This is a genomic window from Alteromonas sp. P256, assembly GCF_036864455.1.
Taxonomy (GTDB): domain Bacteria; phylum Pseudomonadota; class Gammaproteobacteria; order Enterobacterales; family Alteromonadaceae; genus Alteromonas.
The window spans coordinates 351,151-363,566 of the sequence record NZ_JAZETM010000002.1 but is presented as its reverse complement, the minus strand read 5'-3'; the positions used below and the strand labels follow the sequence as shown (position 1 = coordinate 363,566).

Annotated in this window: 10 protein-coding genes; 3 read left to right on the top strand and 7 right to left on the bottom strand. The window is 43.7% G+C overall.

Going from position 1 to position 12,416, the window contains the following annotated elements:
• Nucleotides 1–35 precede the first annotated feature (35 nt).
• Nucleotides 36–1,046, bottom strand: coding sequence for a beta-N-acetylhexosaminidase (gene nagZ / locus V7R39_RS04920; RefSeq protein ID WP_334029133.1), 1,011 nt, complete (start codon nucleotides 1,044–1,046; stop codon nucleotides 36–38).
• Nucleotides 1,047–1,169: 123 nt separating this feature from the next.
• Here nagZ and V7R39_RS04915 point away from each other — a divergent pair, with 123 nt between their 5' ends.
• Both V7R39_RS04915 and ybaK read left to right on the top strand, forming a co-directional pair.
• A complete protein-coding gene (locus V7R39_RS04915) occupies nucleotides 1,170–3,605 on the top strand; it encodes a penicillin acylase family protein (protein WP_334028771.1) in 2,436 nt (811 codons plus the stop codon).
• Complete coding sequence (gene ybaK, locus V7R39_RS04910; RefSeq protein WP_334028768.1) at nucleotides 3,602–4,096, top strand: Cys-tRNA(Pro) deacylase; 495 nt, start codon at nucleotides 3,602–3,604, stop codon at nucleotides 4,094–4,096. The genes V7R39_RS04915 and ybaK overlap by 4 nt, the downstream gene beginning before the upstream one ends.
• Before the next feature lie 164 nt (nucleotides 4,097–4,260).
• On the opposite strand, the gene V7R39_RS04905 is transcribed toward ybaK, so the two are convergent.
• The 4 genes from V7R39_RS04905 to pheS all read right to left on the bottom strand — a co-directional run bounded on the left by V7R39_RS04905 (nucleotide 4,261) and on the right by pheS (nucleotide 8,639).
• Nucleotides 4,261–4,824 carry a hypothetical protein gene (locus V7R39_RS04905; protein WP_334028766.1) on the bottom strand — a complete coding sequence of 188 codons (564 nt, stop codon included), beginning with the start codon at nucleotides 4,822–4,824 and terminating at the stop codon, nucleotides 4,261–4,263.
• Between the two features lie 129 nt (nucleotides 4,825–4,953).
• The gene (gene ihfA / locus V7R39_RS04900) at nucleotides 4,954–5,253 is read right to left on the bottom strand and encodes an integration host factor subunit alpha (protein ID WP_032095099.1); all 300 of its coding nucleotides are present in this window, start codon (nucleotides 5,251–5,253) and stop codon (nucleotides 4,954–4,956) included.
• Nucleotides 5,254–5,256: 3 nt separating this feature from the next.
• On the bottom strand, nucleotides 5,257–7,644 hold the full coding sequence (pheT, locus tag V7R39_RS04895) for a phenylalanine--tRNA ligase subunit beta (protein WP_334028762.1): 2,388 nt from the start codon (nucleotides 7,642–7,644) through the stop codon (nucleotides 5,257–5,259).
• A gap of 14 nt (nucleotides 7,645–7,658) precedes the next feature.
• Nucleotides 7,659–8,639: a phenylalanine--tRNA ligase subunit alpha gene (gene pheS / locus V7R39_RS04890; protein ID WP_032095097.1), complete on the bottom strand. Its 981-nt coding sequence runs from the start codon at nucleotides 8,637–8,639 to the stop codon at nucleotides 7,659–7,661.
• Nucleotides 8,640–8,950: 311 nt separating this feature from the next.
• Here pheS and V7R39_RS04885 point away from each other — a divergent pair, with 311 nt between their 5' ends.
• On the top strand, nucleotides 8,951–9,802 hold the full coding sequence (locus V7R39_RS04885) for a glycosyltransferase family 2 protein (protein WP_334028759.1): 852 nt from the start codon (nucleotides 8,951–8,953) through the stop codon (nucleotides 9,800–9,802).
• Nucleotides 9,803–9,906: 104 nt separating this feature from the next.
• Here V7R39_RS04885 and opgC read toward each other — a convergent pair whose 3' ends face one another.
• Both opgC and V7R39_RS04875 read right to left on the bottom strand, forming a co-directional pair.
• A complete protein-coding gene (gene opgC, locus V7R39_RS04880; protein ID WP_334028757.1) occupies nucleotides 9,907–11,007 on the bottom strand; it encodes an OpgC domain-containing protein in 1,101 nt (366 codons plus the stop codon).
• Nucleotides 11,008–11,060: 53 nt separating this feature from the next.
• Complete coding sequence (locus V7R39_RS04875) at nucleotides 11,061–12,158, bottom strand: glycosyltransferase (protein WP_334028755.1); 1,098 nt, start codon at nucleotides 12,156–12,158, stop codon at nucleotides 11,061–11,063.
• Between the last annotated feature and the right edge of the window lie 258 nt (nucleotides 12,159–12,416).

Genomic DNA, 12,416 nt, shown 5'->3' with positions numbered 1-12,416 from the left:
ATAAGCACCGCAGTATCTCTCAAAAAGCTTAGTTTCTATACGTGCAGTAGCTTCTCTATAAGTGCCACTGCACTTTCGTATTGCTCACGCAGGCCCGCAGGCAATAGTCGCCCGTGTAACTTCAATACGCGCTCGCGCTTCAGGCTATCTTCCTTTGACTGCTGTGCAATACGCCCTTCTAATCCATCAAGAATTTGCTCGGCTCCTTTAGCATTGTTACAAGCTAGCACCATATCGCAGCCTGCATCTAGAGCTGCACTGGCACGCTCAACATAACCCCCGGCCACTGTCGCACCGTGCATAGACAAGTCGTCAGAAAAAACAGCGCCACTAAAACCAAGATCTTTCTTTAATATGTGCTTAAGCCAACGAGAAGAGAAACCGGCCGGCTCTGAGCACACTTGATTATAAATTACGTGGGCAGGCATAACGCCATCTAGCAACTCGCGCTCTATTAACCGTTCAAACACCACCATGTCGGTGTGTTTAATCTTGTCAAAATCTCGCTCATCAAGAGGTAATGCAATATGTGAGTCTGGAGCTACGCTGCCATGGCCGGGAAAATGCTTACCAATAGCAGGCATGTTTGCCGTTTTAAGCCCATCGATAAGAGACGCAGCTAGCCGCACTACGTCTTTGGCATTATCAGCAAAGGCTCTGTCACCTATTACTTGCGACACGCCGTTAATATCTAATACAGGGGCAAAGCTAAAGTCGATATCAAGTGTTTTAAGCTCTACTGCTAACGCAAGCCCGCACGCATGAGCAAGAGCAGCGCTTTCGCCTTCGCTTTTTGTATGACGCAAAATATCGCCCATGGCGGGGATGGCGGTAAACCCTTCACGAAAACGCTGCACACGCCCCCCTTCGTGGTCAACTGCGATAAGCAAAGGCTTATTCGCATACCGGCGAACATCTTTTATCAGTGCACAAAGTTGAGATTTATCATGGTAATTACGAGAAAATAAAATAACACCGCCGACGACGGGATGCGCCAGCTTTTCTTTTTCCTCAGGCAGCAACTCTTCAGCCTGACAATCGAGCATTAATGGGCCCACAGCACACCCTTATTTTTATCAAGAATAGTGCATTCAGTTAGTCTCATAAAACATCACTTCTCATTGTTGAGTTTATTGGGGTAGGATAGAGAAAAAAAGGGAGTAATTCACGTGATAAATTGGATCAAGTGGCTTGTTGTTGGTGCTGTACTGTTGTTGTCGATTGCCGCAGCTGCTGTATACACCACATTATATTTAAGTTTACCCAAATTAGACGGTAACAGTGCCACCTATCACGTAACCCAGCCTACCCAGCTATCAAGAGATTCACTAGGTCACGCTGTTGTAAACGCTGATAACCTATTTGATGCTGCCTATGCATTGGGGTTTGCTCACGGTCAAGACCGCTTTTTTCAAATGGACTTACAGCGCAGAGCTGCCTCCGGCAATTTATCAGCCTGGATAGGAAGTGCAGCATTAGACATAGATAAAAACGCCCGTTTTCACCAATTTGAGCAACGAGCGCAAACCGTTTTTGAAAACTTACCCAGTAAACAACAAGAACTGCTTATTCGCTATGCTCATGGCGTTAATGAAGCCATTGATGAGTACACGACCCTTCCCTTTGAATACATTGCAGCCGGTATGGAAATGACGCAGTGGCGCCCTACCGACAGTATTTTGGTTATTTACAGCATGTATTTAGATTTGCAGGACGGGCAAGTGAAGTTAGACCTCGCAAGAACCGCCCTTAAAGATACCTTTGGCGATGACATTTATCGCTTTATAACCCAACAAAGTCACTTTCAGGCTGCCCTTGATGGCAGTGAACTGCCTTTATCCGACGCCCCTATCCCTGAATATCCTAGCCAGTTTAAAGCTGCTGACGAAAGTAAAAATAAAAGTGAAAATTCAGATACTCAAGCTTATAACAACCGCAGCATTAATGGCGTATTGCCTAATGATTTAGCTCGTTATACCGGCGCTCGTTATGCCGATCCTCGTTATAGCCGCGCTCGTTATACCTATAGGGGCATCGAACTTCCTGACATAGGCAGTAATAACTATGCGGTGTCAGGAAGTATTACGCACACCGGAGCAGGGCTGCTGGCAAACGATATGCATTTAAGCCTTCGTGTACCCGTTATCTGGTATCGCACTCAACTAAATTACAGTGACGCAGGGCAAAATGTTTCTATTACAGGCGTGTCGCTGCCTGGTTTACCCGGCATTGTTGTGGGTACTAATGGCGATATAGCCTGGGGCTTTACAAACGCTAACTTAGACAACGTAGATTGGGTGGCGCTGAATAGCGATACAGAAACCACGACAGTGACAGAAACCATTCCCCTTCCCTCAGGCGCTCATGAATACACCATGGAAGTCAGTGAATTTGGCCCCGTCAAAACGCTCAACGGAAAACGCTATGCCCTTAATTGGGTTGCCCATCACGAATTTGCTGCCAATTTAGCTATTGTAGATTTTGGTGGTGCTAAGTCTGTGGATGAGGCTATAGATATAGGAAAGCGAATTGCCAATCCTACGCAAAACTTGGTGATGGTTGATAGCGAAGGTAATACGGCGTGGATGCCGGGCGGCGCAGTGCTTCACAGAGAAAAGGCATCGTACACCGCAATATCTGAAGATGAAATGCGAAACAATCCCCCGCGACCGGCAACCATGCTGCCTTTGGTAAAAAACCCCGTCTCTAATAGACTATGGACGGCCAATGCGCGAGTAATTGCAGCAAAGGACGTATCTCGACTAGGCGATGGTGGATATGCACTTGGAGCAAGAGGTAGACAAATAAGAGACCGGCTGTTTGAAAAAGACACCTTCACCGAAACTGATTTTTACGCCATTCAGTTAGACAATCATGCTCAGTTCCTTATTCCTTGGCATAATTTACTTAGCGGCCTACTCACTATGCAAAATGTAGAGTTTAAGCCAGATCTGACCTACTTAAACACATGGGGAGCCTGTGCTTGCGACGACTCTGTGGGTTACACCCTGGTAAAGCACTTTCGTCGTGAAGTAGTACAAACCCTTTTTGGTGAAATTTTATCATCCCTTGATGAACAAGGCGTACAAAGCCGCACGCTTCTGCGTGGAATTGAGCCTGCTACGTGGCAACTCATACAAAATCAGCCAAGCAGCTGGCTTCCCAAGGGAACCGATACTTTCGATGAGTTGTTGGTAGATGCCTACAGGCGAGCCAAGCATAAGCTTCTTGATAAATACTCACCTCTTGAGGCGAACATGGACATGCTTAACTGGGGAAGTGTCAACACGTTAACAGTGAAGCACCCTTTCTCAGCACAAATACCGTTAATAGGTGATAAGTTAAACATGGCCCCAGTTCCAGGTTTTGGTGATACCTATATGCCCGCCGTGCAGTCTACTGGGTTTGGTGCTTCAGAGCGTTTCTTTGTGAGTCCTGGGCATTTAGACAATGCTATTCTCACCCTACCTGGCGGGCAGTCTGGCCATCCATTGTCAGATTTTTTTACAGCAGGTTTTGATGACTATGCCACCCAGGCAGCAACGCCTCTTTTGCCTGGCGATATTATTTATTCACGCACATTTTACAAGAAAGAAGAAGAATGACGCCGGCCATCACGCTGCTATCTAAAAAACGTATTAAGCACAGCGTGCTTAAATACGAACACGAACCCAACACTTCATCTTATGGGTTAGAAGCCGTTGAAAAATTAGGCTTAGCCCCTGAAAGCGTGTTTAAAACATTGGTAGTCTGTTATGTGAATAAGGAAAACAAGGAAAACAAAGAACATAAAGAGTTAGCTGTAGCCATTGTGCCGGTTACCACCAAACTCAGCGAAAAGAAAATGGCAAAAGTGTTGGGCACAAAGAAAGTGACCATGGCCAGTGCCGATGCAGTAATCGCATCCACAGGGTATGTGCTTGGTGGTGTTAGCCCTTTGGGACAAAAAAAACGACTTGTTACGGTTATTCACGAAAGTGCCGCAACGCTTGATACCATTCATGTGAGTGCGGGCAAGCGAGGCTTAGAGGTCGCACTACGTGCAGCCGACCTCGCTGCACTCACTAACGCAAAATTTGCCGAGCTTTCTATATAAACTTTCAGTAAAAGCGCTTTGTATAATCTATCACTGCAAGCGCTTTGTATAATCTATCTGTGACAGCACTCAATACGAGCTGTTTCAAATGAGCTGTTTCGAATGAGCGGTCTGGTTGAGCTATGGGTGCGAGTATTTAAGAGCTTGTTTTTAACGTGCTCCTACTACTGAGAGTTTACAGGCACTGCATTGGCCTGTTGAAGCCACTGCTCTCTCGCCTCTTTTATTACCGCATCACTGGGTGAGTCATTACCGGCAATGGTAACAGCAATTTGTTGAATAATAGCATCTCGCTTTTCAAGAAGCGCGTCAGCACGGGCAAATAAGTCCTGGGCTTCTGGATATTTAGCCTTAAGACCTTCTATGCTTTCTAATCCGTAGTAATGAGTTTCAAATTCTTCGTTAAAGAGCTGGCGCTTAGCATTAAAAACTACGTAGTCTTTCGCTGCGCGAGAGCGCAAGTATTCAAGGTCGTCAGCCGCTAAGTTAGCCGCATCACCAACCTCTAAGGCTTGCTGAAGCCAGTATTGAATTTCTTCATCGTTGTTTTGATTTACTGCCTGCTTTACGCCCTCTTGCAGGTCGCTTGCATGCAATATCTCCATTACGGTGATAACGGGTACGCTCGACGCTTCTTGGTCGCGGTTATCAGCATCTACGGATAAGAAAACGAACCATGCAGCTATGGCTACTAATACAATAGAAAGAACGACAAGTGCTTTTTTCACACTATCCTCCAGAAAAATAACATAAGAAATTCAGTGCGAGCGCACTGTAAAAAGAAGAAACACAAAAGAGCGAGGGTTCTCCCCGCTCTTTTCATGTTTTACAACGTTATAATTGCAGCAGTGTGCAAATTACTCGTCGACAGGTGCTGAGTTTTCAACTCGGCTTTTAAGTTTTTGACCAGGGCGGAATGTCACCACCCTACGCGCTTTGATAGGAATATCTTCACCCGTTTTAGGGTTACGTCCAGGACGTTCATTCTTATCACGCAGGTCGAAATTGCCAAAACCTGACAGTTTTACTTGCTCACCAGATTCCAGAGCGCCTTTAATTTCTTCAAAAAAAAGCTCTACCAGATCTTTAGCATCACGCTTGTTAATGCCTAGTTTCTCGAATAGGTGTTCAGCCATCTCGGCTTTGGTCAATGCCATAGTTTACTCTCTTAACGCGGCTCCAAACTCAGATTCCAAACCTTTTACCACAGTATCGACAGCGTGCTGAATCTCAGCTTCTTCCAAGGTTTTTTCTGGATCTTGTAAATGAAGTGACAATGCAAGGCTCTTGTACCCAGGTTCAATTCCCTTGCCTTTGTATTCATCAAACAAGTTTAGAGCAACTAGTTGATTTACGCCAATTTTTTCTATGTAAGAAAGAACATTTCCTACACGCACTTCATCTTTCACTGTAATAGCTATATCACGACGATTAGATGGAAAACGCGATACAGGTGCAGCAGACGGTAATTTACGTTCACTAATAGCGTCGACCGCTAATTCAAACACAAATACACGACCGTTTACGCCCAACAATTTAGTAAATTGTGGGTGAACAGCACCAATATAGCCAACTTCTTCATCGTTAAGCAAAATTTTTGCAGTCATACCAGGATGCAACGCGCTGTGTTCGCCTGTTACAAATTGAAACTCACCCTGCTTACCGGTAAGTGCCAATAAAGCTTCCACATCTGCTTTTGCATCAAAGAAATCGACTGGGCTATCGCCTAAGTCCCAGTGCTCTTCGTTACGACGCCCTGCTACTACACCACCAATTACTTGCTGTTGCAATACACCATTTGGCGCATCTTGTTGAGGTATAAAGCGTAATCCGGTTTCAAACAGTCGAATTCGCTGTTGCTGACGCTTCTGATTATACGCAGAAGCACCTAACAAACCCGGCCATAAACTCACGCGCATTACCGACATATCCGACGATATTGGGTGCGGTAACACCATGCCTTTTACATCAGGGAACAATGCGTTTTGTATTTTCGGGTCGACAAACGAATACGTAATAGCTTCGTTATAGCCTCTGCTTAACAACAACGACTTCATTGTACCTAACGGCAGCTGCGCTTCTTGGGAAGGCAACATGGCAAGCGTAGCGGCAGGCGCAACATTAGGAATATTGTTATAACCGTAAACCCGTGCAATCTCTTCAATTAAATCTTCTTCAATTGAAATATCAAAACGATAGCTAGGTGCAACGGCTTTCCAACCCTCAATGGTAGCAGTAACGTCTAAGCCTAAGCGAGAAAGCATCTCGCTTACCTTTGCGTCATCAATACTAATACCGAGCACGCGAGTTAAGCGGTCGCGACGAAGCGTAACCGTGGCTTGCTTAGGCAGTTTATCTTCTGAAACCGCTTCAACAACTGGGCCCGCTTCACCGCCACAAATTTCTAAAACAAGTGCGGTAGCGCGCTCCATTGCTTTGCGCTGTAATTTTGGATCTACGCCGCGCTCGTAACGATGTGATGCGTCGGTGTGCAAACCGTACTGACGGGCACGGCCCATAATCACATCGCGACTGAAAAACGCACTTTCAAGTAAAATGTCTTTCGTTTCAGTGGTAACACCTGAATGGAGGCCACCAAAAATCCCTGCCATGGCTAACGCTTTGTTATCGTCGGCAATTACCAGCGTATTTTCTTTAAGCGTTGCTTCTGTTTCGTCAAGCAAAGTAAGCTTTTCGCCCTCTTTCGCCATACGCACATTCACATTACCTTCAATACTAGCAAGGTTGAACGCATGCATAGGTTGCCCTAGCTCAAGCAATACAAAGTTAGTGACATCAACAATAGGGTCGATACTTCTAATACCGCAGCGGCGTAGCTTTTCAACCAGCCACAATGGCGAAGCTGCAGTTACATCAACACCTTTAACCACACGGCCTAAATAACGAGGGCAAGCATCGTCTGCACTAAGGGTAATAGCAAGCTTGTCATCTATAGTAGAGGCAACGTCTTCAACTATCGGTTCGCAAACGTCTAAGTTATTAAGCACGCCCACTTCACGGGCAATACCGCGAATGCCCAAGCAATCTGCACGGTTAGGCGTTAAATCCACCTCAATAGCGTTATCATCTAGCCCAAGGTATTCACGAATATCTGTACCTACTGGCGCATCAGCTGGAAGCTCGATAATTCCGTCGTGATCATCGCTTATGCCTAGCTCAGAAAAACTGCACAGCATGCCGAATGACGGCTCGCCGCGAAGTTTGGCCTTTTTAATCTTAAAGTTACCAGGCAGTACCGCGCCCACACAGGCTACCGCTACTTTTATGCCTTGGCGGCAATTAGGTGCGCCACAAACGATATCGAGTAGTTCATCACCATCTACGTTAATTTTAGTCACGCGAAGCTTGTCGGCGTTAGGGTGCTGACCGCACTCAACCACTTCACCTACTAGTACGCCGGTGAACTCGCCCGCTACAGGCTCTACGCCGTCTACTTCTAGGCCAGCCATGCTCAACTGTTCAGACAGCTCATGTGCCGACAGCGACGGGTTAACCCACTCTCTTAACCATTTTTCACTGAATTTCATGTGTACTCTCTGCCTTAATTGAACTGCTTGAGGAAACGAAGATCGTTTTCAAAGAACGCGCGTAAGTCGTTAACGCCATAACGCAGCATAGTTAAACGTTCTACGCCCATACCAAAGGCAAAACCGGTGTATTCTTCTGGGTCTATTCCAACCGACTTAAGTACATTCGGGTGCACCATGCCGCAGCCAAGTACTTCTAGCCACTGACCATTTTTGCCCATTACGTCTACTTCTGCTGAGGGCTCTGTAAACGGGAAATAAGACGGGCGGAAACGCACTTCTAAAGACTCTTCAAAGAAGTGATGTAAGAAGTCATGCAAAATACCTTTAAGCTCGGTAAAGCTCACGTTTTTATCTACCATCAACCCTTCCACTTGGTGGAACATTGGCGTGTGAGTTTGGTCGTAATCGTTACGATACACACGCCCGGGTGAGATAATACGTAACGGCGGCTTTTCTGCTTCCATCGTACGAATTTGAACGCCAGAAGTTTGCGTACGAAGCATCATGTCTGGGTTGAAGTAAAACGTATCGTGATCGGCACGCGCCGGGTGATTAGCCGGAATATTTAGCGCATCGAAATTGTGGAAACCATCTTCAATTTCAGGGCCTGTTTTAACCGAAAAGCCTAACTCGCCAAAAAACGACTCTATGCGTGCAATGGTGCGGCTAACCGGGTGCAGGTTACCAGGCTTTTCAGTACGCCCAGGAAGCGTTACGTCTACCGCTTCCTCACTAAGCTTTTTATTGAGTTCTTCAGTGCGTAAGTGTTCGCCTTTGGCAGAAATTGCCTGCTGAATAACCTGTTTCGCTTGGTTAATTTTTTGGCCAGCGGCAGGGCGTTCTTCGTTAGACAACTTTCCTAAGCCTTTAAGTAAGTCGGTAAGTTTACCTTTCTTACCCATAAATTCGACCCTAACTTGGTCTAGTGTGGCTGCATCTTCGGCAGCGTCAATCTGGCTCTGCGCCTGATTGATAATAGCGTCAAGCTCCATGGTTTCCTCAATGTGCATGATGACTGCATGGCCCTCGCATAAGAAGAATATATCTGCGCGCGAAAGCTTGCTTGAAATAAAAACGATAGTTTACACGAGTGACAGACATTACCGCTACCCTATATAGCTGATATTGGCAGATTTATTGTTCGCCCATATACAAAAACTGTTTTCTATAATAGGAGAACAGTATTTTTTATGTAGTACAAATAAGAGCAAACCAATTTAGAATTTTGTACTATAGATATGTTGGTTTAAAAATTGCGTGTTTTATCAAAATCAAAGTAACTTCACTTCATCATGGATCTAAGATGCAAAAGACAGTCTCCGTTGTAATTACAACACACAATCGCCCTGATTATCTGAAAGAGTCACTTGCCGAAGTATTAGAGCAAACTGTTACTCCCAAAGAAGTTTTCGTAATTGATGACGGTTCTTCTGTCAGTTATGAAGAAGTATTGTCCCTTTTCCCACAAGAGCAATTTACTTACATAAAGGTACCCGTAGCATCTGGTGCAAATGCGGCCCGTAACCTAGGTATATCAAAATCAACTTCCGATATTATTGCGTTTTTAGACGACGACGACATATGGGACAAAAACTATCTTGAACAACATATTGCAGAGCACCATCATGCAGACGCAGTAACGTGCGGTTATCGTTTTCTCGAAACACCAGATAAAATTCACATCAACGAAACCGAAGTTATAACCACTGATGTAATAAAAAGAGGCAACAAATTTTGTGGGATGAGTGGTGTTACGTGTAAAGCTATATTAGCGAAAAAGCTAATGTTTGATGAGGAATTGAAAAACAGTCAAGACTGGGATTTTTTTGTTCGAATTACGTTAGAAGATACTGTATTTAGGAATATCCCTAAGGATATTTATTTCTATCGCAGAGGTCACGTAAGCATTTCGACCGAGGTGGCTAATATGCCATTGGAAAAGGTGTTTCCCAGACTTAAAGCATTTAAAAAACATAAAGCGCTGCTAGGTAAAGCAGCTTACAACGACCGTGTCGCTAATCAAATTCTTAGCCAGATTGGCAAAAAGAACAATAAGCTTGGCTGGATTGGTTTATCGGTTCGAGAAGCAGGCATAGTCGCTACAACGAAAGTTATTTTAGGAAAAGAAAAACTTAAGCTTAAATTAAAAAAATAACGTTCGCAAACTAAGCATCCGAGATTCTAGTTAATTAGGATCTCAGTGATTCTACCACCTTCCGGACTTTTTCATGTAGATGCAGAGTAGTGAATCTGCATTAATTAGCACTTTTCAATCACTGGCGAGACCTTCACCATATCATCCTTGTTTTTTATTCTTTCCAAGAGCCATGCGACGCCTATAACAGCTGCTGAAGACACAATAGCTAATAGATAATATGCTAGCGAACTATTTCTAAAATGCATCCATATACCTAGTGAGATGTAGCAACATACCATACTTGCTACAAACGCTCCGAGAGACTGACGTCCTACTAAAGCAATTAAACGAAAGACGTAAGCATCTGCAAACTTTCTAAATACTGATAAAAAGCACATTATAGACATTAGCGCTATGAAAAAGTGTAGCATTCTAAGCGGACCTAACGAATTCTTATTAACCCACCACTCGCCCTTAACAGCTAGCAAATCATAACGTTTAACGACATAGGCCCCAATAAGAGCAAACACACAAAAGCCGCAGCCAATAACCAGGTTTTTATCTATTTTTTGAAATAGATAGGATAAATACTTGTTTTTTCCAGCTATCAATCCCAACATGAATGGAAATTGATAGGCTAAAATATTTAGCCCCCACTTTGCATCGTTAGTAGCAAGATTGACTAGTTTAAAAGAGGGAAAACACTGAGAGAGAGCATATGTGATCGTTATAAACAGTAAAAATAGCGTCTCGCTTCGGTTCAAAACACGGACTAACACCGTTGTACTTAATAACAAGGCTACGTAAAGAAACAAAAGATCAGTAAATTTGGGAACATAAGTGAAAGCGGCAAACCTTAAAAGACTAGCAAGAAAGTTTTCTCTTAACATGTCTAATTGAGTCAGTTCAAATAGCCTTGCACTATTAAAAATTACTGCGGAGGCGAATAACACAGCTAACAATAAAAAGTTAACCTTGTATAGATGTAATGCTCTGCTCACTATTTTTTTATTTGAATCAGCCTTACCGAGATAAACGAGCCCTACCATATACCCCGACATAAAAAAGAAAATCTCGGCTGCCGAGGAATAACCATAGTGCGTTAGTGTTGGTATCTTAATTCCCACATCACCTATTTTTGTTAGCATCACAGTTATATGGTTGATACAAATAGTAAAAATGGCATAGCCGCGAATCAAGTCTATCCTATTATCTCGATCCAAAATTAAATTCCAAACATACGAATTGATTCTTATCCATGATAAATCGCTTATTGCTAAAGGCTTTCAATTACATTAGCGTAGCGTTCAGCCACACTATCCCAACTAAAATCAGCTGCTTGCTCTATCGGCGCATTGGCCCAGTCGGTTGATAATGTAGTAGCTATTGCGGCAGCGTATTCTTCAATGTTTTCAACATCACAAACCACCCCGGCCTTACCTAATAGTGCTCTGCGCATAGAATCATCTGTAGCGACAACTGGTAAACCGCTTGCCATCGCTTCTAAATAAACTCTTCCAAAGGGTTCATTTTCAGAGGGTAATGTAAAAACATCGACTGAACGATAAACATTGGGAATATCAGCAAAATCGACTTTAACGATTTTGAATCTTTTTTCCCCAATCTTATTTGTGCAAAGGTCATTAAAATACTGAACATCGGGACCGTCACCACATATGAGTAGCGACACATCGTTTAACTGGCTAACCGCTTCAATTGCCAAGTGAATACGTTTGTGGTTTTGCCTGTTTAATGCACCTACGGTCAAAACTACTTTTCCTCGTAACCCATGCTCGAACGTTTCTCCTTTAGGGCTAAATTTAGCTAAGTTTACGCCATTAGGTATAATTTCAACTCTTTGTTTAGGCGCAATAGAGTGAACGTATTCTTTGGTCTCTTGATTAAAAACCACTAAGCAATCTGGTTTGAACTTTAAGTTACGGCGTAGCACTTTGCCGTTAGACACCATTCCCGCTCTTTCGGTGTAAAGAATGGGAGTTTTGAATAACTTTCTTATAACTGCTGCTACCGCCAAACCACCATAATCATTATTAGGGTAGATAACGTCACAACGTTTAAAAATTAAATAAGGTGTGTAGGTAAGAAAGCTAGTTATAGACTCAATAAGCAACGATGGGTTTGATACCAACCGCGTAAGCAACCAGTCAATGGTTTTGTTACGCTGCGCTTTTTTTACTTTTCCCCTAGGAATACACGGTATAACAACACTGTGCTCGCTGCATCGTGAGGCACTCAATAGCTTCACATCGAAAAATTCTGCTAGATGTTCTGCCATTTCATACGCACTTAGCTGAGATCCGCCGCTTGATGAAAACCCCGCTTCAGGGTGTATGACGGCTACTTTCTTCTTCATAAAATGTCCATATAAGTGCACCGATGCATTTACTTACTTAGGAATACCGTCAAGTATACCGAATTGGTTTAAAGGATTGTTACTGAAATTGGTATAATAACATTTAGCCATTATTGATGGTGGCTAAGTAAGCAATTTAGGTTCCGCTTTTTCCAATTTTGAGATGTCAGTAGAAATAAGCTGTCCAAACACATTCAAAAAATAAACATTAAGATATTCACCTGTGCCTTGCCACAGAACAAAGTAAACACTACCCTT

Coding starts and splice junctions, on each gene's coding strand:
- pheT (WP_334028762.1), bottom strand. CDS start 7,644: ATGAAATTCAGTGAAAAATGGTTAAGAGAGTGGGTTAACCCGTCGCTG.
- V7R39_RS04885 (WP_334028759.1), top strand. CDS start 8,951: ATGCAAAAGACAGTCTCCGTTGTAATTACAACACACAATCGCCCTGAT.
- V7R39_RS04875 (WP_334028755.1), bottom strand. CDS start 12,158: ATGAAGAAGAAAGTAGCCGTCATACACCCTGAAGCGGGGTTTTCATCA.
- ybaK (WP_334028768.1), top strand. CDS start 3,602: ATGACGCCGGCCATCACGCTGCTATCTAAAAAACGTATTAAGCACAGC.
- ihfA (WP_032095099.1), bottom strand. CDS start 5,253: ATGGCATTGACCAAAGCCGAGATGGCTGAACACCTATTCGAGAAACTA.
- nagZ (WP_334029133.1), bottom strand. CDS start 1,046: ATGCTCGATTGTCAGGCTGAAGAGTTGCTGCCTGAGGAAAAAGAAAAG.
- pheS (WP_032095097.1), bottom strand. CDS start 8,639: ATGGAGCTTGACGCTATTATCAATCAGGCGCAGAGCCAGATTGACGCT.